At 54.4% G+C, this 22,212-nt stretch carries 25 protein-coding genes; 10 read left to right on the plus strand and 15 right to left on the minus strand.

Annotated elements, in window-relative coordinates; genetic code table 11:
- Positions 1-3: 3 nt before the first annotated feature.
- The 10 genes from O0S09_RS02340 to O0S09_RS02385 form a co-directional block, all read right to left on the minus strand.
- A complete protein-coding gene (locus O0S09_RS02340; protein ID WP_268922335.1) occupies positions 4-189 on the minus strand; it encodes a protein translocase SEC61 complex subunit gamma in 186 nt (61 codons plus the stop codon).
- 62 nt (positions 190-251) lie between these two features.
- Positions 252-1,574, minus strand: a complete 1,323-nt coding sequence (ftsZ, locus tag O0S09_RS02345; protein WP_268922305.1) for a cell division protein FtsZ — start codon at positions 1,572-1,574, stop codon at positions 252-254.
- Positions 1,571-2,899, minus strand: coding sequence for a D-aminoacyl-tRNA deacylase (locus O0S09_RS02350; RefSeq protein WP_268922306.1), 1,329 nt, complete (start codon positions 2,897-2,899; stop codon positions 1,571-1,573). The genes ftsZ and O0S09_RS02350 overlap by 4 nt, the downstream gene beginning before the upstream one ends.
- 110 nt (positions 2,900-3,009) lie before the next feature.
- Positions 3,010-3,777: a heparan-alpha-glucosaminide N-acetyltransferase gene (locus O0S09_RS02355; protein WP_268922307.1), complete on the minus strand. Its 768-nt coding sequence runs from the start codon at positions 3,775-3,777 to the stop codon at positions 3,010-3,012.
- Between the two features lie 145 nt (positions 3,778-3,922).
- Complete coding sequence (locus tag O0S09_RS02360; RefSeq protein ID WP_268922308.1) at positions 3,923-4,303, minus strand: 4Fe-4S dicluster domain-containing protein; 381 nt, start codon at positions 4,301-4,303, stop codon at positions 3,923-3,925.
- Positions 4,304-4,309: 6 nt separating this feature from the next.
- The gene (locus O0S09_RS02365) at positions 4,310-5,392 is read right to left on the minus strand and encodes a hydrogenase large subunit (protein ID WP_268922309.1); all 1,083 of its coding nucleotides are present in this window, start codon (positions 5,390-5,392) and stop codon (positions 4,310-4,312) included.
- Complete coding sequence (locus O0S09_RS02370; protein ID WP_268922310.1) at positions 5,389-5,775, minus strand: NADH-quinone oxidoreductase subunit C; 387 nt, start codon at positions 5,773-5,775, stop codon at positions 5,389-5,391. Before O0S09_RS02370 ends, O0S09_RS02365 begins: the two co-directional genes overlap by 4 nt.
- Positions 5,772-6,212: an NADH-quinone oxidoreductase subunit B family protein gene (locus O0S09_RS02375; RefSeq protein WP_268922311.1), complete on the minus strand. Its 441-nt coding sequence runs from the start codon at positions 6,210-6,212 to the stop codon at positions 5,772-5,774. Before O0S09_RS02375 ends, O0S09_RS02370 begins: the two co-directional genes overlap by 4 nt.
- Positions 6,209-7,081: an NADH-quinone oxidoreductase subunit H gene (locus O0S09_RS02380; protein ID WP_268922312.1), complete on the minus strand. Its 873-nt coding sequence runs from the start codon at positions 7,079-7,081 to the stop codon at positions 6,209-6,211. Before O0S09_RS02380 ends, O0S09_RS02375 begins: the two co-directional genes overlap by 4 nt.
- Entirely contained in the window at positions 7,078-9,024 is a 1,947-nt protein-coding gene (locus O0S09_RS02385; RefSeq protein WP_268922313.1) for an NADH-quinone oxidoreductase subunit 5 family protein, read from the minus strand. The genes O0S09_RS02380 and O0S09_RS02385 overlap by 4 nt, the downstream gene beginning before the upstream one ends.
- Positions 9,025-9,235: 211 nt before the next feature.
- Between O0S09_RS02385 and O0S09_RS02390 the strand changes: the two genes are divergently transcribed.
- The 5 genes from O0S09_RS02390 to O0S09_RS02410 all read left to right on the plus strand — a co-directional run bounded on the left by O0S09_RS02390 (position 9,236) and on the right by O0S09_RS02410 (position 13,159).
- A complete protein-coding gene (locus O0S09_RS02390; RefSeq protein ID WP_268922314.1) occupies positions 9,236-9,955 on the plus strand; it encodes a PH domain-containing protein in 720 nt (239 codons plus the stop codon).
- 140 nt (positions 9,956-10,095) lie between these two features.
- Positions 10,096-10,626, plus strand: a complete 531-nt coding sequence (locus O0S09_RS02395; RefSeq protein ID WP_268922315.1) for a nitroreductase family protein — start codon at positions 10,096-10,098, stop codon at positions 10,624-10,626.
- Between the two features lie 4 nt (positions 10,627-10,630).
- Positions 10,631-10,993 carry a rhodanese-like domain-containing protein gene (locus O0S09_RS02400; RefSeq protein WP_268922316.1) on the plus strand — a complete coding sequence of 121 codons (363 nt, stop codon included), beginning with the start codon at positions 10,631-10,633 and terminating at the stop codon, positions 10,991-10,993.
- A 91-nt stretch (positions 10,994-11,084) separates the two neighbouring features.
- On the plus strand, positions 11,085-12,368 hold the full coding sequence (locus tag O0S09_RS02405; protein WP_268922318.1) for an orotidine 5'-phosphate decarboxylase / HUMPS family protein: 1,284 nt from the start codon (positions 11,085-11,087) through the stop codon (positions 12,366-12,368).
- Positions 12,368-13,159, plus strand: a complete 792-nt coding sequence (locus O0S09_RS02410) for a tetratricopeptide repeat protein (protein ID WP_268922319.1) — start codon at positions 12,368-12,370, stop codon at positions 13,157-13,159. Before O0S09_RS02405 ends, O0S09_RS02410 begins: the two co-directional genes overlap by 1 nt.
- A 34-nt stretch (positions 13,160-13,193) precedes the next feature.
- Here O0S09_RS02410 and O0S09_RS02415 read toward each other — a convergent pair whose 3' ends face one another.
- Positions 13,194-13,904 carry a hypothetical protein gene (locus tag O0S09_RS02415; protein WP_268922320.1) on the minus strand — a complete coding sequence of 237 codons (711 nt, stop codon included), beginning with the start codon at positions 13,902-13,904 and terminating at the stop codon, positions 13,194-13,196.
- Positions 13,905-14,056: 152 nt separating this feature from the next.
- On the opposite strand from O0S09_RS02415, the gene O0S09_RS02420 reads away from it, so the two are divergent.
- From O0S09_RS02420 to O0S09_RS02435, 3 genes are all read left to right on the plus strand, one after another.
- Positions 14,057-14,542 carry an Hsp20/alpha crystallin family protein gene (locus O0S09_RS02420; protein WP_268922321.1) on the plus strand — a complete coding sequence of 162 codons (486 nt, stop codon included), beginning with the start codon at positions 14,057-14,059 and terminating at the stop codon, positions 14,540-14,542.
- Positions 14,543-14,668: 126 nt separating this feature from the next.
- Positions 14,669-16,210: a CBS domain-containing protein gene (locus tag O0S09_RS09975; protein WP_338148498.1), complete on the plus strand. Its 1,542-nt coding sequence runs from the start codon at positions 14,669-14,671 to the stop codon at positions 16,208-16,210.
- A 104-nt stretch (positions 16,211-16,314) separates the two neighbouring features.
- Complete coding sequence (locus O0S09_RS02435; RefSeq protein WP_268922322.1) at positions 16,315-16,536, plus strand: hypothetical protein; 222 nt, start codon at positions 16,315-16,317, stop codon at positions 16,534-16,536.
- Between the two features lie 88 nt (positions 16,537-16,624).
- On the opposite strand, the gene O0S09_RS02440 is transcribed toward O0S09_RS02435, so the two are convergent.
- From O0S09_RS02440 to tuf, 3 genes are read right to left on the minus strand one after another with little or no spacing between them, the layout of a single operon-like run.
- Positions 16,625-18,298: a flippase activity-associated protein Agl23 gene (locus O0S09_RS02440; protein WP_268922323.1), complete on the minus strand. Its 1,674-nt coding sequence runs from the start codon at positions 18,296-18,298 to the stop codon at positions 16,625-16,627.
- A 19-nt stretch (positions 18,299-18,317) separates the two neighbouring features.
- On the minus strand, positions 18,318-18,626 hold the full coding sequence (gene rpsJ, locus O0S09_RS02445) for a 30S ribosomal protein S10 (RefSeq protein ID WP_268922324.1): 309 nt from the start codon (positions 18,624-18,626) through the stop codon (positions 18,318-18,320).
- Positions 18,627-18,661: 35 nt separating this feature from the next.
- Complete coding sequence (gene tuf, locus O0S09_RS02450; protein WP_268922325.1) at positions 18,662-19,939, minus strand: translation elongation factor EF-1 subunit alpha; 1,278 nt, start codon at positions 19,937-19,939, stop codon at positions 18,662-18,664.
- 186 nt (positions 19,940-20,125) lie between these two features.
- On the opposite strand from tuf, the gene O0S09_RS02455 reads away from it, so the two are divergent.
- Complete coding sequence (locus O0S09_RS02455; RefSeq protein WP_268922326.1) at positions 20,126-20,434, plus strand: hypothetical protein; 309 nt, start codon at positions 20,126-20,128, stop codon at positions 20,432-20,434.
- Here O0S09_RS02455 and cobS read toward each other — a convergent pair.
- A complete protein-coding gene (cobS, locus tag O0S09_RS02460; RefSeq protein WP_268922327.1) occupies positions 20,418-21,161 on the minus strand; it encodes an adenosylcobinamide-GDP ribazoletransferase in 744 nt (247 codons plus the stop codon). The genes O0S09_RS02455 and cobS overlap by 17 nt on opposite strands.
- Before the next feature lie 38 nt (positions 21,162-21,199).
- On the opposite strand from cobS, the gene cobT reads away from it, so the two are divergent.
- A complete protein-coding gene (gene cobT / locus O0S09_RS02465) occupies positions 21,200-22,210 on the plus strand; it encodes a nicotinate mononucleotide-dependent phosphoribosyltransferase CobT (protein ID WP_268922328.1) in 1,011 nt (336 codons plus the stop codon).
- Positions 22,211-22,212: the final 2 nt, after the last annotated feature.

A 22,212-nucleotide genomic window follows, 5' to 3' on the forward strand; every position in this document is an offset into this window, starting at 1 on the left:
GTTTCACGGGAGCAGGTAGTGGAAGACCAGATAAATGATGAAACCGAGAACCCCGATAACCGCGATACCAGCTGCTGCAACGGCGGAGATCTTGAAGAACTCATCCTTCGTTGGTCTGCGTGCAAGTTTTAATACACGCAGGTATTTGCGGAAGAACTCGGAGATACTCTGCTTCGAAACCTCCGGCATCTTTACGTTTACAGCAGAGGATGCTGCCTTCTTTTCAGTATTTTTTTCGTCTGCCAATATATTCACCTCAGGAAGTCAATCTCAAACTTGGATTTCTGGACCTGACTCGATTGTGGTGCCGTATATGTTTGCTCCTGCTTACCATAAATCTGTGGGGACTGAACTCCCGTTACAATGAGCATGGTACGCATGCGGCCTTCCATCTCCGGGTCAACCTGCACTCCCCAGATGATCCGTGCTCCCGGGTCGATGCGCTGGTACACTTCCTGCACAACACCTTCGGCCTCGAACATGGTCATGTCCGGGCCGCCGATGACGTTGATGAGTGCAGCGGTTGCGCCGGTGATGTCCACATCAAGCAGCGGAGAGCGCAGGGCTTTCTTGATGGAGTCGGTTGCTTTGTCTTCGCTGTCGGACTCGCCCATACCGATCATGGCGATACCGCCCTGTTCCATGACGGTGCGGACATCGGCGAAGTCGAGATTCACAAGACCGGGCAGGGTGATCAGTTCGGTGATGCCTTTTACGGCACGCATGAGGACTTCGTCGGCGACTTTGAATGCCTGGGAGAGCGGCAGACGCGGGACGACCTCAAGAATGCGGTCGTTCGGGATGACGATGACGGTGTCTGCCACCTCACGAAGCCGTTCAAGACCGATCTCAGCGTTTTCCATACGGGTCGCGCTCTCGCTCGTGAACGGAAGAGTGACGATTGCAATGGTCAGTGCACCGACTTCCTTGGCAATCTTTGCGACGATTGGTGCGCTGCCGGTACCGGTTCCGCCGCCGAGACCTGCGGTGACGAAGACCATGTTTGAACCGTTGATGGACTGACGGATAACATCCTCGCTCTCAAGTGCGGCTTCCTCGCCGCGCTGCGGCATTGCACCGGCACCAAGTCCTTTTGTCGTCTGGCGTCCGATCAGAATGCGTTTTCCGACACGGCCGCGAAGCATCGAGAGGTGCTGGGCATCGGTGTTCAGTGCGTAAATCTCCGCACCCTCAACACCTTCTTCGAAGATGCGGGCAACGGTGTTGGACCCGCCGCCGCCGCAGCCGACAACGGTGATCTTCGTCTTCAGAGATTCAAGAATGTCATCAAACTCGTCGTCGTCATCGGTGTGATTTGCTGCCGGCGCCGTGTACTTGTACTGGCTGGAAAAGTCAATGTCCTGCTTGGGAGCTGCCGGTTCAATGGCTGGTCTCGGAGTCGGAACGGGTGCTGCCCGAGCCGGTTCGGGTGCGGGTTCTGCATATACCTGTTCTCTGCGGGGAGTGAGTTCGACCTCATCCTCTGCGTCATATATTGCGGAGACTGCGCTGTTGTCGCGTGCGGTTTCTTCAAACCGCTTGCGTGATAGTGCTTCTTCTACGATTGATCTCATGAGTAATTCTCCAATCCCGGGATATGGATGGTGGACTGAACCGTCTTTGTCACCATCTCCGGCGTGACCGTTCTGCCGTCCGGAAGTGTTACAGATTCCCCTGCAACGAGTTTTCCAAACAGCGGACCGGAGGGGACGCCCTGCGTGCGCGCGAGCCGGGCGTCAAACTGCCGGCGGGTTATGGTGATCTGATCACCTTCCACCGTGGTACCCTGTGTACGTGTTATTTGTTGGATTGATAAAGCTATTAAATCACCTGCTATATCACGGCGGCGGGAGGCGGTTGTCAGCAGGATCGGGAGAACTTTCCCGCTTTTGCCGGTGAGGTGAAACACGCCGCCGATCCGATCCAGTTCCGCAAACAGGACGTCTTCCCTGCCGCCAAATGCTTCGCCGAAAAAGTCCCCGGGAAGGATAATGGAGGCCGGTTCTCCCGCACCGATTTCTCCGTGCGGGAAGAGTTTGACGGCAGGATCGATCTCTTGCGCAAAGGAGAGGAAGTCAGTCCAGATTTTCCAGGGCATGGTTCCAATCTTGTGCAGGTCGCCTTCCGTTACTTCGGGGATGCCGAGCTCCTTCAGCAGTCCTTCGATGTGGGCGGCTTCCGGTTTCGACATCGCTTTTTTGTCGACATGTGCGGCAATCGCGCCGCTTTTTTCGATCATCTGCTGGATCATTGCGGTGTCTGTACCAGCAATGTTTCTGGTATGCATCATGTGTCCGAATGCCCCCCGGGTTTCGAGGGCAATGGCGGTCTGCCGGACGGCGTAGTGCGTTCCGCCAAATCCGATCAACGGAATGATTTCCTCTTCGGGGTCGGCCATGAGGACACTTGTTGCCGCGGCACGGACGGCGTCTCTGTTCCGCCATTCGGTTTCGGTACTGCCCACTTCGACAAAGAAGTACGGGGCATGAATATTTGTCGGGCCGTGATGGGTGATTTCGTAGGAGACCCGAAATCCTTCCGGAACGTACTTCTGATGGTTGCGAAGAACCGCACGCATCCATGCGGGCGCAGCAAGGCCGAGTTCATGGGGGTTTCCGCCAAGGTCTGCGGTGGTGAAGTTTCCGGCAGGGTGGACGGTAAGAACGGGGACAGGGTTAACGCTTGCGTGACGGGCGAGGAAGATGACGAGGTCGGTATCCGGACTGGTGATCGCGTCGTCTGCGTTGATGATGCGGTCGTTCCATTCGCGGAAGGTTATTGTGTGTTTGGTAAGGAGCGGCCATCCTCCTTCCGGCGGGTTTTGGATGAGTTCATCCATTGCGGCACGGAGGTTTGTTCCGGCGATATCGGTAGTGGAGTGGATTATATCGATCTTCATGCGGGTAGAGTTTTTGGCGTCGGGAAATGATGTGTGTTTTCTTTGGGGTATGAAGAGCGTGTGATGCCATCAGGAAGGAAGTACCCTTCTGCTTTCTTCAAAAAAGTATTTCAGAGATACCCGATGCCCGTGACTATACTCACAATCCACAGTATCGCAAATATTACCGGAATATGCGCCAGGTACACCGCAAGCGTCACTTTGCCGTTGCCCATACGGGCAAAGAACTTCCCGATTTTTCCCGCATCCGGAAACCGGAAACTGCGGATGCCGTTGGGATAGAAGATATCACCGAGCGCAATACCGATCAGCAGCACACCGAACCAGGGGAACAGCGGGAAGTAGTCCTGCGTTGTGTCCAGGAAGTCCGCACCATGAATGCCCAGCGGATACAGCCATTCAGGAGCGGTGATCTCCGGAATCACGAAGATGCCAAGGAGGACGACAATGATGCCCGGAAGTATGTTCCACTTCCCGAACCGGAGGAACGGCAGGCACAGCAGCATTGAGACGCTGAGCATATGCAGGAAACCGAACTTGACATACACGTCATTATGCAGGAGAAGTGCCGCACCTGTATAAGTGGCAATTGTAATTCCGATTGCAACGACGAAGAGGAACAGGGCTTTTATGACGATGGAGCGGTAGTACTCTTTTGTTGTTCTTCCTTTTTTACGGGCATGCCGGAGAATCAGGGCAACACCCGCGATGAGGATAAAAGATGCCGATGCAATGTTGATCGTTCCATAGTAGCTGAGGAACTCTTCATCCTCAATGATCATGTGGAAGATCACCATGCAGGCAAGGAAGTGGTACACGATCATACCGACGAGGGCAATGCCCCGGACTGCGTCCACTTCCCAATATCTCTCGCCCATGGTATTCCGTCCTATTTGGTTTCGATGGATATATATTTTGATATTGGCGGAGCTCTTTGCCCACCATGAAATACGATTCCGGGAAAAAAACAGGAGGACACGGTTAGTTATCTTAACCATACCTACCCCGCAAAAAAGAAAAAAATTATTTCCCGTCTTCAGCATCCTTCTTCGGACGCTCAGGCTTCACATACGTGATGGCAAATGTTTCTTTTCCCCGCTCGTTTGGCGTCGCAGAAGCCGAGTATTCGGTTGCAAGCGACAACCCGCCGAACTTACACAGCTCCACGCACTGGCCGCAGATAACACACCGGAACCGGTCAATCGTCCACGTCTTCGCCGCACGATCAACAATGATCGCCTGCGACGGACAGCGCTTCATACAGATCGTACACGATGCACACTTTGACGGATCGAATACAATGTGACCGCGGGTCGCATCGTAATGCCGGGCAGGTTCTGCCGGAAACGTTGTCGTCACCGGTTTGTGAGTAACCTGTCTGAGGATAGTTTTCAGCATCTTCATCCCAATTCACCTCTCCATACAGCCGATGCACGGATCAATTGTCAGCACAATCTGCGGTACATCCGCAAGCTCCGCGCCCGCCAGCATCGCTACCAGTGATGGAACATTTGTGAGTGTCGGTGTCCGCACGCGGAACTGTGTCAGATATTTTGTACCGTTACCGCGGAGATAGTGAATCACTTCGCCGCGGGGCTGCTCGGACCTGCTGAAGTACTCGCCGTCCGGATTACCCTTCACCGGCACGGCCACATCGCCGTCCGGCATTGCGGCAATGATTTTGTGAATGATGTCAACGGACTGGAACAGCTCCTTGCACCGTACCTCGCAGCGTGCGTATCCGTCACAGCCGTCTGCTGTTACCGGTTTGAACCCGATATCCTGATACGCCAGATACTCCGATGTCCGCACGTCCATGGGGAGCCCTGATCCGCGTGCAACCGGCCCAACCGCGCCGAGATTGTAGGCATCGTCCGGTTTCAGGATTCCTTTGCCGACCAGCCGCTTCTTCAGCGTGTAGTCGTTGAGGAAAACGTTCACCATCTCCTGCATCTCGGATTCAATCCCCTCAAGCCGCCGGTCCATACCGGACAGGAACTCATTCGTCACATCGCGGCGGACACCGCCCACCTTGCAGACACCCTGAATTACCCGCCCGCCGGTGGTTGCCTCAAGCTCGTTTAAGATCGATTCGCGGATCTTCCATGCGTTGTAGAACAGACTCTCAAAGCCCAGCGCATCCGCAAACAGACCAAGCCAGAGCAGATGGCTGTGAATACGCGAGTACTCGCCCCACATCGTCCGGAGATAGTTGGCACGTTGTGGAATCTCAATACCCATCAGTCCTTCCACGCCCTGGCAGAATGTGGAAGAGTGCGTGAAACTGCAGATACCGCAGATGCGCTCCGCAAGGTACACAAAATCCGCATACTCGCGGCGATCCACCAGACTCTCCAGACCACGGTGCACGTAGCCGATGGACGGCACCGCCTCGACCACGTGTTCATCCTCGATCACGAGGTCCAGATGAATCGGTTCGGGCAGCACCGGATGCTGCGGGCCGAACGGCACAACCGTTCGTCTGCCGGTCATGATGCGCCCTCCTTCGGGACTTTCGTCACCGTCGGTGCGGGTGTTTCCTTCTTTTTGAACGGATAGGGCACACTCGTTCGGATGAACGTTCCACCGAAGTCGATCGTCATGCCGGTGAAGGTAAACCCGTAGAGATCATGAATCTCATTTTCGTACACAAACGCGCCGCCGTAGGACGCGCCGATGGACGGGATGACCGTTCCTTCCGGAACGGTCATCCGGTAATGCCGGAGATCATTTTCCCGGGCAAACGAGTAGGTAAGGTCGTACTCCTCAGCCGCCGCAGTACAGGTGATCACCACAAGACGGCGCCCCTCGGCCTTCATGTCAGCCGCTATTTTTTCAATTCCTGCGGGAGATGCAGGGATAATTTCCATCGTCATAGTGAACCTCCGCTGTCAAGTACAGCACGTTTTTGTTCCAGAACGCCGATCGCTTTGACCACTCCCTCAATCAGAGCCTCTGGCCGCACCGAACATCCCGGTACATACACGTCCACCGGAATGATCGTGTCAACGCCGCCGGAGACATTGTAACAGTCGCGGAACACGCCGCCGGACGATGCACAGATGCCGACCGCAACAACGACTTTCGGTTCGGGGATCTGGTCGTAGAGGTTTTTCAAAACCTCTTTGTTCTGCTCGTTTACACTGCCGGTCACGACAAAAATATCCGCGTGCGCCGGGTTGCCGGTATTGATAATGCCGAACCGCTCCACATCGTACAGAGGCGTCAGGGCTGCGAGAATTTCAATGTCGCATCCGTTGCAGCTGGACGCATTGTAGTGCAGAAGCCAGGGAGACTTTCCTGCCGAACTCATCCGATCACACCTCCTAAGAGACCGATCACCGCGATGTTTGCGACACCGAGGAGGATCGTTACTATCCACAGACTCTTTACCGTCATCTTCCAGGTCACCCGCGGGAACAGGTTGTCCATCAGAATTTCCAGGAAGTAACAGACGATGATTACGATGATGCCGAGAACAGGATTTCCTGCAAAGAACAGGAACATCAGGGCAAGGATCAGGATCGTCTCATACCAGTGGGCGATCTCCACCTTTGCAAGCGTTCTGCCGGATAAGGACGAGGTCACACCTTTTACCAGTTCCTGATGGGCGTGATGCGACGTCGCAATATCAAACGGGGATTTGCGCAGTTTCAGCGTCAGGACCGCAAACAGCGCGAGGAATACGCCCGGCAGATAGACGATCGGCGGAACTGCCGATGCGAGAATGTCGGAGGCGAAGAAACTGCCTGTTATCATGAAAAATCCTGCCGCAAGGAGGATCAGAATCGGCTCTGCAACCATGACACCGATCAGTTCACGTTCCGCACCCACGGTTGAGTACGGGGCGTTTGCCGCATACGCTGCAAGAATCAGGAACGTATGCGCAAGGGCAAGGGCAAAGACGACCAGCAGCAGATCACCGCCGGCGAACAGCAGTGCACCGGAGAAGGCAATGAGTACCAGATAACCGGTGGTGAAGATCATCTCCACCGGGTTTGCAAATGCACGTTCTTTGTGCCAGAGTTTGCTGATGTCGTAGAACGGCTGTAAAACCGGCGGCCCACGCCGGCTCTGCATCCGTGCGGTAAGTATGCGGTCAATTCCTGCGATCAGTCCGCCGAGAAGCGGTGCAAGAACAAGGAACAGGACTGCGCCTGCTGCAGCAAGTATCAGATTCATATCATCACCCCCAGAAATGCGAATGCAAACATGACGATGATGAGAAGAAGGGAAATTATCCAGGATGGTTTGAGTAAAACCTCCTCTCCGCAGTACTCTTCCATGTAGTAGTTTGCAGACTTCGCTTCTTTGTACACGCCAAGCGATCCGCGGAATCGACCATCCTCATCAACACCGCGACCGCAGAGATACGGCGGTAGGGTTCTGCCTGCGGCAGAACCAAAGTACGCTGCAAGAACGAGGACGGCGAGAATCACGAACATGACGGCGATCATGAGAATATTGTCGGCGATCATTGCACCGGTCACCACAAATTCCGTATATATTCCGGCAAGATACGGCTCGATACAGTACACGATGATTGCAGTAAAGCCGACACAGCAGAGGACGGTGAACACACCGGTTGTTGTAACTGCAATCTTTTCGGAAGTATGCAGTACGGTGTCAGGAGCCTGCGGGCGGTTCATGCGCATGAAGAGTTTTCCGAGCCACTTTGTCCAGAAGAATATGGTAAAGGCACTGCCGAACGCAAGGAGGATGACGAACGCCCAGCCGAACGGAGCGTCAAGGAAGGCAATGATTGCTGCCCATTTGGAGATGAGCATACCGAACGGCGCAAGGTACATGCCGCAGATTCCAATGACCATCATGGTTGCCAGAAGCGGGAGTCGGACAAGCAGTCCGTCCATGTCTTCAATGTCACGGCTGCCGATTCTGTGTTCAACCGCACCGACACACATGAACAGGAGTGCTTTTGCAACGGCGTGGAAGATGATCAGAAGAATTGCCGCCATGACCGCTTCCGGGGTACCGATTCCGGCACAGGCAGTAATCAGACCGAGGTTTGCGATGGTTGAGTAGGCGAGGACTTTCTTTGCGTTGCTCTGCGAGATGGCAAGGGCAGAGGTTACAAAGAAGGTGAAAACACCAATCGCGGCAAGGGCAGTGCCGACGGCGGTATGCGAAAAGACCGGCGCGAAGACAACCAGCAGATAGACGCCTGCTTTTACCATAGTGCTGGAGTGCAGCAGGGCGGAGACCGGGGTCGGTGCGACCATTGCACCGGTGAGCCATGTTGAGAACGGCATCTGGGCGGCTTTGGTGAGACCGGCAACGGCGATGAGTGCTGCCGGGACGGTGAGTGCCGCCATTTCCTGGCAGCCGACAATCCCGGTGATACTGAGAAGATTGGCGCCGTCAAGCGGTTTTATCTCCAGAAGGGAGATGATCGCAAGGGTAAATGCGATACCACCGATGAGGTTCATCCACACGGCGCGGAAGGAGTTGGTAACTGCTTCAGGCGTTTTTGAGTATCCGATGAGGAGGAAGGAACAAAGTGTGGTGACTTCCCAGAAGCAGAGAATCCACATGAGACTGTCGGAGAGAACGATACCGAACATGGCGGTGAGGAAGACGAAGAGCATCGCGAAGAAGTACGGTTTACGTTCCGCAATCTCGGTATGGTGATGATGATAGTCTTTCATGTAGCCAAGGGCATAGACGCAGATGAGGGTGCCGATAATGCCGATGATCAGTACCATAATCGCCGACAGGTTGTTGACGACGAATGCGGTTGAGATAACGACGGATTCGGCATAAACGAATTCCAGAACAAACAGCAGGGCAAGCTGGATCAGGCCAAGGGCGAGCGGAAGAATTCTCCGGTATTTGAGGGAGAGTGCAATGATTGCCAGGGCAATCACAAGCTCTGCGAGGAAGAGACCGACGCTTATCAGTTTCGCATGTTCCAGGGCAATTAGTATCGGGGCGGGACTCGACCATGCAAGGTATGCAAGGAAGAGAGATGCAGCGATAAGAACTGCCGAAGCAACACCTACGATACCGTTGCGGATGGCGTCCCTGTTCAGCACGGCAAGAAGTATTGCGGCGACCAGGGGAACCAGCAGCAGTATGAGGATGGCTACGAGTTCCGGCGGGTACATAATATCACTTGTTGAAAGTATGGGGATTGATCATTATTAATCATTCTAATAAATTCCCGGTCCGGACCGGAACCGAAAAGAGTGGTTTTCCTTGCTTTCGTTCGTATCTGCGGCTCATCCGAATCATTCCGGTGCTATTCCGGAGACATGCGGGGCACGGTATCAATCTATAAGAAAGCATAAGACCTGCAACGACAAACTAAAAACAGTTATGGCTGAGGATGTGGCAGGCAGTTCGATGCCTCAGGATATTCTGAATACCTTCTACTCCGGCGAAAATCCGCTGTGCGTCATGCAGAATCTTGCCGAGGAGCAAAGCCGCAGGAAAATAATCATCGTCTCGGATCAGCGGCTGATGTACTTTGAGGAGAACGCGACCGGTATGTATGATGATACGCTGTATGCGTTTGCCCGTATTGAATCGGCTGTCTTTCATGAAGGAAAGAGATCGGCGGAACTGCGGATCACCGATACGGATGGTGCGGTGCTGAAGATCGGCTGGCTTCTGAATGAGGAGGCCGAGCGGCTTCTTCTGACGTTACAGTCGGCGATGAATGATCTTGGTACAGCCCTGGTGTCACTTGACCGCAGAAAGTCGATGTTTTCCGGCGAGGAGTGGACGCTGAAAAAGCCGGTGGATTACCTGACAAAAGTCGCGAAGTCGGATGCCCCGCCGATGACGGAGAGCTATATTGCGCCGATTCTTCCCAAAGATGAGGAGAAGGAAGAAGACGGGGAGACGCCGGAGCTGTTTGAGGAAAGCTGCGAACCGGTTTCCGGACCGGTGACTCCCGCAGCGGAGGAGACGATGGATCAGGATACCGTGAAAGAGTGTCTGAAAGCACTTCGCACGCTGTATGATAATCATGTTCTGACCGAGGAGCAGTACCGCAAACTGCGGCTGCCGCTTCTGGAGAAACTGGATATTTAATTTCTTTTTTTGTGCCGTCCTATCCATTCAGTTCCCGGAAGCGTCCGGTGCTCTCGTGTTTCGTTTCCGTCCCAGAGACAATGCATATGAAATGTGTCTATTCAGAAAAGCTCTTTACATCTCCTGCATAAGGAGTAATTATGAATGTGAGAAATCCCGGGATAGCAAACTTCGGTATTACCGTCATCCAGTCACGCCACAGTGTCCGCAAATTCAAGGAAGAGGAAATTCCGCCGGAGTTTATCAGAAAAGCTCTGGAGTGTGCATCCAAGGCACCGACCGGCAGAAACAAACAGCCGTGGATCTTTGTTGTCATCAAAAACAAAGAAACCCTGAAAAAGATCGCGGAACTCGCACCCAACGGAAAGTTCATCGAAGGTGCGGCAGTTGGAATCCTTGTCCTCGGCGAGGCCGACTGGAAGTTCACCGTGGAAGACTGTTCGGCTGCCACCGAAAACCTGCTCCTTGCCCTGCACGCTTATGGCTACGGAGGATGCTGGATTGCAGGTAACCAGATGCCCTACGCAGATGCGGTTCGTGAACTGGCAGACGTCCCGGAGACCTATAAACTTGTCTCCATCATTGCCGCAGGAGTTCCCGACGTCGGCGGCATCACGCTCGCAGAAAAGACTCCGCTGGAAAAGCTGGTCTTCTCTGAGAAGTATCAGTAATACAATGATTCTTGAAGTACCACCAACATCCGTACCGCCCCCGCAGGCGGTGAACGCTGCCGGTGCACGGCAGCTGATCAACGCGGGAAACACCATCGTCATCGATGTCCGGACGGAAGAGGAGATCGCAAGGGGCGGGTACCTGAAAAGTGCCCGCCGGATCGATTTCAGTTCCCCGGACTTTGCAGAAAACATTGCCGCTCTTGCAAGAAACAACGTGTATCTGATCTACTGTCAGTCCGGAATCCGTGGTCTCCGGACCGGCATGCTGATGGAAAAACTCGGATTTGTACACGTCTATGTTCTTGACGGAGGAATAAACACCTGGCTGCGTGCAGGACTTCCCACCCTGCACGACCAGCAGTAATCCTCTTTTTTTTTGGGCCGCCGCTGGCAGAATACCCAAAACAGCCTCTGCATCACCAACCTTATCCCCTTGTTTCACCAAACTAGTTGATATGGTCAGACCGGTTTTACAGGTCGCACTGGACCTTACGGAACTTTCCCGCGCGGAAAAAATCGCCGAGGAAGCAGTTTCCGGCGGTGCCGACTGGATAGAGATAGGGACTCCCTTGGTGAAGAGCGAGGGAATGGAAAGTGTCCGCCGGATGCGGGCCCAATTTCCCTCCGTAACGCTCGTGGCCGATCTGAAAACCTCTGATACCGGAGCGATTGAAGTGGAGATGGCGGCAAAGGCAGGGGCAAACGTTGTCTGTGTGCTTGCTGCAGCCGATGATGCGGTCATCGCCGACGCCCTGCGGGGTGCGGCGCTCTACGGGGTGGAGATCATGGCCGACATGATGAACGTCCGTGACCCCGCCGCCCGGGCAGAGGAGCTGGCCGCACTCGGAGTGCAGATCATCAACGCCCATGTGGGAATCGATCAGCAGATGACCGGAAAAGATCCTCTTGCTCTGTTGGATGCGCTCGGAAAACTGCCGGTGAAGATCGCGGTCGCCGGAGGACTCAATGCGGAGACGGCAGCGGCTGCCGCCGCACGCGGTGCGGATATTGTCATCGTCGGCGGAACGATCATAAAGTCTGCGGACGTTACCGCCGCTGCCGCCGCCATCCGGGCAGCGCTCGACAGCCCGAAGTCTGTTCGTTCCGAAAAGAAAACGCTTGACGATCAGATCCGCGAACTTCTCCAGACCGTTTCCGCACCAAATGTCACCGATGCCCTCTACCGGAAAGGAGCGATGGCAGGACTGAACGAACGCCACGTTCCGCACAAGATGATCGGGCGTGCAGTAACCGTACAGACGTTTGGCGGCGACTGGTCCAAACCGGTACAGGCCATTGATTCCTGCAATGCGGGGGACATTCTGGTCATCAGCAACGACAAACGTACCGACATTGCCCCCTGGGGCGAACTCGCCACCCGTTCGGCGATGAACCGTGGGGTTGCCGGAATCATCATCGACGGTGCAGTCCGGGACTGGGACGATATTCTGACACTGGACATCCCGGTGTTTGCAACCGCCGTGCAGCCGAACGCCGGAGAGCCGAAAGGGTTCGGTGAAATCGGGGCGGAGATCTCCTGCTGCGGTCAGACCGTACGTCCCGGCGACTGGCTGATCGGGGATCAGTCAGGCGTGGTTGTCATCCCCCGCGAACGTGCTTATGAGGTTGCCCGCCGTGCCGTTGAGGTCTTTAAGACCGAGACGCGGGTGCGGGAAGAGATCCGCCGCGGCGGAACGCTGGGAAGTGTTGCACAGTTGCTGCGCTGGGAGAAAAAATAATGGCAGGCAAACCACGGGTCCAGAATCCTTCCGATCCCGTGCTCTGGTGCAAAGAAGCCGCGTCGCGCATCGAAGCAGGAGATCAGAAAGGCGCCATCTACTGTTATGAGGAATCGCTGAAAATCCGGCCAGATGTGCCGGATGTCTGGTACAATCTCGGCCTGCTGCTGGAAACGATCGGGCAGCAGACCGCAGCACTTGGCTGTTACACAAAGTCCTCGGAGATGTTTCCGGGCGACTACCGGTTCTTTGCGGAACGCGCACGACTGCTCGCCGAAGCCGGAAAATATCTTGACGCGGTGGTTGCCGCAGGCGATGCGCTGGCAATCAATCCCCATGCACCGCAGATTCATGCAAACAAGGCGGGATACCTCATCCGCGCCGGAGATGCGGCGGGAGCGGTTGCCGCGGCGGATGCAGCCCTCGCCATTGATCCGGCAAACGCGGCGGCCTTTGCAAACAAAGCAAATGCCCTGGTAGTCCTGGGAAAAACCGGTGACGCGGAGGAAGTTCTCCGCAGCGGAAGAGAGGCGGTGCCCACGGATGAACGCATCGCAAAGATGCTTGCAAACCTTCTCGTGCGTACCGGGAAGTGGGAAGAAGCGCTCGCTGTTGCGGAAGAAGTCCTGCTGATCACTCCCGAAGATGACGAGGTGTGGAGCATCAAAGGAGCGGCCTGTGCGTATCTGGGAAGAAAGGATGAAGCGGTCGCCGCATTCGGGAAAGCAATGAAGATCAATCCGAAGGAGAAATCCTACAAACACAACCGCGACGCGATCAAAAATTCATAAAATATTTTTTACAAAGTTTTCAAAAAAAAAGGTTTCAGGCATTTGTCCGGTATGCCTGAACAACTTTCATCTCGATAGTATCGTATCCGTACTGAAGAACCATTTCATCAGCAGTCTTGTTGGTAACAAGTGCAGGGCGGATTGCCATCGTTGTGGTATTGCTGGTTGCGTTTACCACCGGGAAGTTCATGAGTCCCATCGTACCGACGGTCCAGTTGGTGTAATCAATACCCATCTCGATGGCCTGATCTTTGGTGTAGGTCGTCTGGAAGAAGGAACCTGTGGACTTTACGGTTCTTGGCTCACCGATTCCGAGACCGACAACGCCGGTAGCAATCTGGTTGTACTCCTGATTCAGCATCCGGAACGGGTGCTCGTACGAGGAGTTAATCAGGATCGGCGTTCCGTTTACGACGTCCACCTGCTGACCTGCAATAAGACCAAGATACTCGGTTACAGCCGGAAGTCTGTCAGCGGGAGAGGCGTTGTAGACATCAATCGAAGAGGTGACCATCGGAATATCGCCGATATACATCGTATAATCCACTGCCACGATGTTTCCTGCTTCAATCGTTCCGGTGGTGGTTCCGCCGTTCGGGTTGAAAATATTGCTAAAATTACTGAACGAGAGGATACACATTACGACAAGAAGGACACAAAATGCGACTACGCCCACCTGTGTCCAATTAATATCCTTTTTCTGACGGGGTTTATCGCCCGCGTTACTCTTCGTCTGTACTGCCATTTCTCTATAGTATGGGAAGGGATGCCTCATAAAGTAGTTGCTGTCCCCGGTTTGCCAACACACAAATGTTTATATTAAATTATGACTTACTATTAGTAAGTCACAATGAACCGCTCCGTGCGAGTGACCAATAGCATACGAGGTAAAATATCATGTCAATCAGACCATATCAGTTCAGTTTTACATCCCTTGGCAACGAGCTTGACTCGCTGTTTGCCGAGATGGAGAGCCGTGCATGCGCTCTCATGAATCAGTCCGGCGCATCGACTCTTCCGGCCGCGGTAAAAAGCGGCAACTACTCGGTGTTCGGCAGTGATTTCCACGTGGATCTCTGCGAGAATGAAAATGAGATCATTGTAGTTACCGATCTGCCGGGTGTGGAGAAAGAGAATATTTCCATCAAGCTCCTGAATCCCGAGACTCTGATGATCAGAACCGAGCAGCAGTCGGAGACGGAGGAGGAAACGGAAGGCACCTACCATCTGCGCGAGCGGAAACTCGGCAGTATGCAGAGAAATATCCACCTGCCGGCCGCTGTCCGGGCGGAGGGCGCCAAGGCCAGTTTCAAGAACGGTGTTATGGAGATTACCCTGCAAAAGGAGCAGGCGGAGGAAGGAACAAGTATCACTATCGAGTAATCGTCACTTCAACCAGCCGTTCTGCAGGGAACACCACTCCCGATCCCCCCACCATACCCCCAATACTCCCCACTTTTTTTGTTCGATGCATTGATGCTGTTTCACTACGAATTACTATCTCAAGCAATGGAGAAGAAGCAGGTCCGTGACTACATGACGCACGACGTCATCAGCGTTGATGCGGGCGAGACCATTGGTGATGTGATCCATCTGATCCGTACTACCCATCATGACGGGTTTCCGGTGGTGCGGCAGGATAAAGTGGTCGGCTACATCTCTGCGCGCGATATTATCGGGGAACATCCGCTGACAACCGTGGATCAGCGGATGTCGCGCCATCCGATCAAGGCAACGTCGAATCTGACGATCACCGAGGTTGCCCGCAGAATTTTCCGTTCCGGAATTCAGAAGCTGCCGGTTGTTGATGAGGAGAATACTCTTATCGGCATCGTTTCGAATGTGGATGTGATCCGTTCACAGATTGAGCGGGTGACGCCGGAAAAGGTTTTCAATTTTATGAGTACGCTGCATACGCTCTACGGGGTGGATCCCACGCTTTCGCGGGAGACGATTCCGATTGGCGATATTCAGCCGACCCAGTCCCTGGTGTTTCAGGAGGAACTGGAGGGCAGGATGTATGAGCTGAAGATGCATCTTGCCGAACCGGTGATTGCGGTGCGGTGCTGCGGCCGCCTGATTCTTGTGGATGGTCATCACCGGGCGGTTGCAGCACAACGGCTGGGTATTCCGGTGCTTGATGCGTATGTGGTTTCTATTGATGCGGATATTGAGCTGGGGCTTGAGAAAACGGCACATTCGATGCATATCTATACACTTGCGGATGTGCGGGTTGATGACAGTCCGGAGCATTCACTGGTCGGGCCGACGCATCCCGGATTAATTCCGACGGAGAAGAAGCTGGTTTCCGATTATATGACGATCCATGTGTTCAGTGTTCCGGTTACGGGAACGGTGAAGGATGTTATCCGGCTGATTCGTGCGACGAGTCATGACGGGTTTCCGGTGGTGGATGAGGAGGGGTGTGTTGTCGGGTTTATTGCGGCGCGGGATATTGTGGGGGCAGCGGCATACGATCCTGTTGCCGGGCTGATGGAGCGGGTGCTTCTGAAGACGTATCCCGACAGCGGTATGACGGATGTGGCACGGAAGATGTTCCGGTTCTGTATTCAGAAACTGCCGGTTATCAATCATCAGGATAAGCTGATCGGTATTATTACGAATGCGGATGTGATCCGGTCGCAGATTGAGAAGGTGACGCCGGAAAAGGTGTTTGACTATATTCAGACACTGAAGACGCTGTACGGCGTGCAGCCGCAGCTTTCCCGCGGGATGGTTCCGGTTGACCGGCTGATGCCGACGCAGTCGAAGGTGTATATGGATGAGCTTGACGGGAGGAGTTATGAGATTACGAAGGGTCTTGCGGAGCCGCTGATCGTGGTGCGGCGGCAGGGAAAGCTGGTTCTGATTGACGGGCATCACCGGGCGGTTGCGGCAAACCGGATGCATCTGAAGGAGCTTGAGGCGTATATCATCGATATTGATTCGGATATTGAGCTGGGTATTGAGAAGACGGCCCGGAATATGCGATTGCGGTCGCTGGATGATGTGCAGGTGCTGGATGAGTCGCGCTGTGCATTTCTTGCATAACTCTTTTTTGTGCCGGAGATAGAACCCGGGAGGGCCTGTTCCGGGCACAGGGCTTTTTGGTACTATCCAAGCATCTATCTCTTTTCAAACGCAGAGGAGAGAGTATGCCGGTAAACAGGAGGAGTCTTGAGGTTGCCGCGCTTCTGCATCAGATTACTGTTCTGTATCAGGAGGATGAGCTGCGGGTACGGGAAGAGCGGGTGGTAAAAATTACGCATGCGGTCCGGAAGTCACAGGAGCTGAGTCCGTCCGAGAAGGAGCGGGTGCGTTCCCTGCTTGCCGAACGGGAATGGGAGCGGCTGAAGGAGTTTCTGGAGACGCTGTGAGAAAAACTATCTATGAAATTTCTGTTCAGTGATCGAAAAAGGAAAGACGGGGAGTTTTTTCCGTCGGAAAAACTCCCCGTGCCGTTACTTACGATGAAATCTTTGTAAAGACATCGGTATTGATGCTGCCGAACTTTCCGTCCCGCGTCACATAGTACCGGAGCCAGCCGGGATCGCTGCCGGTCGCAGCGGCGTCAATCCAGTAGCTTAGCCGGATCGTCTTCTTTTCGTACCCCGGAAGACTTTCGTAGCTGTCGCCGTCGTGCGTCATGATGATGTCAAAGTCCCCGGCAAGAACACTGTCCTCGGATATCTTCCTGCCGTAGTAACTTATCTTATTCCATGCATCCCCGCGATAGTACCAGGTGTACGGCCATCCCTGATCGGATGCGATCGCCACCTTGTCTGCGGCGTCGATTGCGGCCATCATCTCCACAAGGTCTTCCGAGTTCTGTACCTGTACAATCGGTTCTGCAATATCTGCGGGAGTAAACGCCACGTGGAATGTGACCACCAGCAGGAAGGCACATGCAAGAACCATCAGCGGTTTTGTGTACTTTCCGGCAAAGGAGAGTGCATACGCCGCAACGAAGATCATCGGCACCAGCTGGTGCAGTGACAGCCACGGAACCTTTTCACCGATGTAGGCATAGGTGAGGCATGCTATAATCGTCCAGTAGATCGCAAACCGGATGAACTCCTCCTGACGGTTCATTACCGCGGGAGGTTCCGGACGGCGGAAGAGTTCTGTAAAGGAGAACCTCTTTTTTGCCGGAACCGGCGCCGGAGGCGCGGGTCCGGACTCCGTCTCTTCGGCACGCTCAAAGAGTTCCGCATCAGTGGTTTCAGCCGGGGTTTCGTCTGCCGTAACCGGTTTTTCCCCACGCGGACGGCGCAGATATAGTATCACGCCCGCGATTGCAAAGAGAAGAATCGGCAGTTCATACAGTACAAAGAGCAGCAGGTAGTAATACGGCGGGCCGCCAATGCGCTGCTGGTTATGCATGTTCAGCCAGTGTTCAATTGCGGACGGGCCGGCAGTGAGAATCACTTCCGGATGTGCGCCGAACGATGAGTAGAACAGGCATCCGATCCCTGCAAATACGAGAAATGCAAGAACCGCATCGCGCAGCCAGTGTACGGGAAGCGTGATCTTTCTGCTCCACACCAGGTAGAGGAAGAACAGTCCGAATGTTACCAGAATGAGCGGCATGTTCTCCTTTGAGCACATGCCAAGGGCTGCGGCTATACCTGCGATCAGCAGATAATACCATTTTCCTTTCTGAATCCATGCAAGGAAGGCCACTACGATCAGCAGGGAGAAGAACACCACAAAGACATCGTTGCGCAGAAACCGCGAGAAGTAGATCATTTCCGGGGCAATGGCAACAAAGATGCCGGCAATGACCGCAGTCTTTCCGGAAAGATACTGCATCCGGTACAGACAGTACACCAGCGGAATCAGTGCTGTTCCAAATATGCACGGGAGAATGCGGCCTACCAGGTCCGAGTCACCGAACAGCGCAAACATTCCCGCGGTAACATAATACAGGAACGGGCCGTGATACACGGGATCATAGACATATGTTCCCTGTGTCAGCAGCTGATAAGAAAACCATGCGTGAATCGCTTCGTCATGATGAAACAGTTTGAGATCCAAAAAGGCAAATCTCAGAATAAGAGCAACAATCAGAATAGCGAGAAACACGTGTTCAACACGAACACGATTTTGGATGTGTGACAAAAAGGTTGGGGCGGGCATAGGGCCCTCACCTCGGATTTTAGTTCTCCAGAACAATCTCGATGCTGATATCCTTTGGAACCTGGATACGCATCAGCTGTCTGAGCGCACGCTCATCGGCGTCAAGGTCGATGAGGCGTTTGTGAACGCGCATCTGCCAGCGATCCCACGTTGCGGTACCTTCTCCATCCGGGCTCTTCCGGATAGGAACGATAAGACGCTTGGTCGGCAACGGGATGGGTCCTGCCAGATTTACACCGGTACGCTCTGCAATCTCTCGGATACGGGTACAAACCGTTTCCACTTTTTCATAATCCGTCCCAGTAAGGCGTATTCTGGCTTTCTGCATTGTCAATCACCACAAAAAATTCGTGATAGATGAGATTATCTCATCTGCTTTGCTTTAACATTCAGAACGAGACCTGCTGCAACGGTCATACCCATATCACGGACCGCGAAACGTCCGAGCTGCGGGAGTTCCTTTGCCTTCTCGATAACGAGCGGGCGGGTCGGCTGGATGGTGCAGATTGCTGCATCGCCAGCCTTAAGGAATGCCGGGTTCTCTTCCTTAACCTGTCCGGAGCGCGGGTCAAGTTTCTTGTCAAGGGAGATAAACATACAGGCGGTCTGGGAGGTGTGGCAGTGGAACACCGGGGTGTATCCGACGGAAAGGACGGACGGGTGCTGCAGGACAACGATCTGTGCCTGGAACTCCTCGGCAACGGTCGGCGGGTTCTCAACCGGACCACAGACATCGCCACGGCGGACGTCGTTCTTTGCGATACCACGGACGTTGAAACCAACGTTGTCACCCGGCAGTGCCTGCGGGATTTCTTCGTGGTGCATCTCGATGGACTTTACTTCTCCCTCAACGTTTGCCGGCATGAAGGAGACCTTCATTCCTTTCTTCATGACACCGGTCTCGACACGTCCTACCGGGACAGTTCCGATACCGGAGATGGTGTACACATCCTGAATCGGAAGTCTGAGCGGCTTGTCAGTCGGCATGTCCGGCTGCTTGAAGTCGTCAAGTGCTGCAAGAAGGACCGGGCCCTTGTACCACGGGGTGTTCGGGGACGGGGTCTTGATGTTGTCACCGGCGAATGCACTGATTGGGATGAACGGCGTCTCAGCCGGCTTGAATCCGACGGATGCAATGAGCTTGGACATCTTGTCTTTTGCTTCGTTGTACTTCTCTTCGGAGTACTGGACTGCGTCCATCTTGTTGATTGCAACGATGATCTGGTTGATACCAAGAGTCTTGGACAGGAAAACGTGTTCCTTGGTCTGCTCCATCGGGCCTTCGGTTCCGGAGACGACGATGATTGCTGCATCAGCCTGGGATGCACCGGTGATCATGTTCTTGACGAAGTCACGGTGACCTGGGCAGTCCACGACGGTAAAAGAGTACTTCGGAGTCTCGAATTTCTTGTGGGCGATATCAATGGTGATACCTCTCTCACGCTCTTCCTTGAGGGAGTCCATTACCCAGGCGAACTCGAAGGTTCCCTTACCCTTGGATTCTGCTTCTTTCTTGTATGCGTCAAGAATGTGCTGCTGTACGACACCGGTCTCAAAAAGGATACGACCGACAGTGGTGGACTTACCGTGGTCAATGTGACCGATAACGGCAAGGTTCATGTGGGGCTTTTCTGCTGCCATAGTAATTTATCTCCACTTTGACTCATTGATAGGCACCATGCAGGGCACGATACCTGTCTCAATACGAGTATAACAGATTCGATGTAGAACCATATAAAATAATCTGTGAACCGGGACTGGATTCTGTCCGGACCGGGAAACAAGATATCGATAGACTAATACGGATTTGAGGCAGTATTCTGAGTTATGAAGACGTTGCCGCTTAATAGGAAACCAAACGGAAAAGCAACCGTTCTGTGTCAGGACAAGGAAGTATCCGTGCACAGCAGCTGTGTTTTCTGCGCGCACTGCGCAGGTATCCGGGTAAACCGCCGCGTGACGCCGAATCCGTACGCGCAGGCATTCCGCGGATCCAAAGGCGGCCTTCCCCTGGATCAGCAGCTTATGGAAGGCATGATGCTGTTTAATACGGTTATTGAGGATGCAAACGCGACCGATATTGAGTGTTCGGATGATGCCGGATGCGGTTTTGTCACGCTCACGCGCAGACGCTGAAGAGCAGGGCCGAGACTACCGCGACGGCAGCGCGGGCAATTTCATTGCCCGCGCCGGTGACGTCGCCGTTGACGCCGCCGAAACATCTGCGCGCAACCGACCACAGAACAAGAAACACCAGTACTGCCGCAAGGAATCCTGCGGCAACAATGATTTTTTCCGGAAACAGGAGAAGCGGGAGAGCGAGAATGCAGGTGTACACCGCGAACCGCCGCTTTGAGTGTTCGTAAATATAGCTCTGAATGCCTTCGTGGAAGGGTTTTCCCAGAGCCGAGAAGAGCCCCATTACCATTTTGCCGAAGACTTCGCCGCAGAGAACCGCGGCGGCAATCCAGAGGGGCGGCAGTGAAGCGAGACCTGCGAAGGTGATGAGGACAATTGTTATGCCAAGGGCAAGCGCACCCGCACCGGTCGTCCGGTCGGTCATTGCCGTAATCCGTTTTTCGCGGCTGCCGTGCGCCATGAGGCCGTCGCCGAGGTCAAGCAGTCCGTCGAAGTGGTTTGCACCCGTGATGAGGATCACAAGGGCGAGCGTGAGCGCGGCGGTCACAAGGGTGCCGGTGTACCCGAAGTACCAGGCGAGAAGTCCCGGCAGTGCGGCAACCGCGCCGGTCACGTATCCTGCAAGGGGATAGAGCCAGCTGTGCTGCGCGAACCGATCGAAGTCTGCGGGTTTTCCCAGGGGAAGGATGGTGGTAAACTGCAGCAGGGCACGGACCGATTTCATATCTATTATTCCTTGTCAGTCCAAATAGATATAGAACCATGCCTTTTGTATCAGCACGAGCAGACTTCGAACCTGAAGCCCCGATGTTTGCACTCATCCTTGCAAACAGTCTTGTATCGACGATTCCCGGTGTTTCCGGTGCCGGGGAAAGCCCGGAAAAGAGTCTGCTGGTTCCGCCGTTGGATGCGGAGCTGATCCTCAACGGGGAACTGTCCGCCGAGGGGGTTACGCCGAATACACCGACCGGCTGCCCGACACCGGCGGTTCTGACGCTTGCGATGATGGATCTTATCGGGATGCATCCGCTGATGATTGCGGCGGGTATTGAGTCGGAGATTTCTGTTCCGTATCTGAATCTCGGCGGAAAAACCGGCGGCGATCCGCGGGAGGGGAATGCGGTTCCCGAGGCCCGGATACTGTATGAACGGGGAGTAAAAGCGGGGGAGTATCTGTCCCAGACCTGCGATATGCTGGTGCTTGGGGAGTGTCTGCCGGGCGGGACGACGACGGCTCTGTGTGTTCTGCGCGCGCTCGGGTATGCGGCGAAGGTCAGCAGTTGTCTGGTGGATAATCCGGTGACGCAGAAGGAGCAGATTGCCGCCGAAGCGCTCGCCTGTGTTGCGGAGGCCGGTAGTTCCGATCCACTCGATATTGTTGCGATGATCGGCGATCCCATGATTCCGGTTGCGGCAGGTATTGCCGAAGGGTATTCCGGGAAGCTTCTTCTCGCCGGAGGAACGCAGATGCTTGCGGCTGCGGCGGTTATCCGGGCGCTCGGGAATGCGGTGCCGGATGTGGTGACCACTTCGTATGTGTATAACGATGCGACGGCGACGTTCCGGGAGACTGCGGCGGCAATTGGGTGCGACGCGTACTACGTGGATCCTGAATTTGACACGCTCGGCCATGCGGGACTTGCCCGCTATGCGGAAGGCGAGATCAAGGAGGGGTCGGGTGCCGGAGGTGCGATGTTCCTCGCAAGTCTTCTCGGTTACACGCCGGAGCAGATCCGGGCCGCAATTAAGAATCATATCGACGCATACGAATGAGC

The organism is Methanocorpusculum vombati, from assembly GCF_026891935.1.
In the GTDB taxonomy this organism is placed as follows: domain Archaea; phylum Halobacteriota; class Methanomicrobia; order Methanomicrobiales; family Methanocorpusculaceae; genus Methanocorpusculum; species Methanocorpusculum vombati.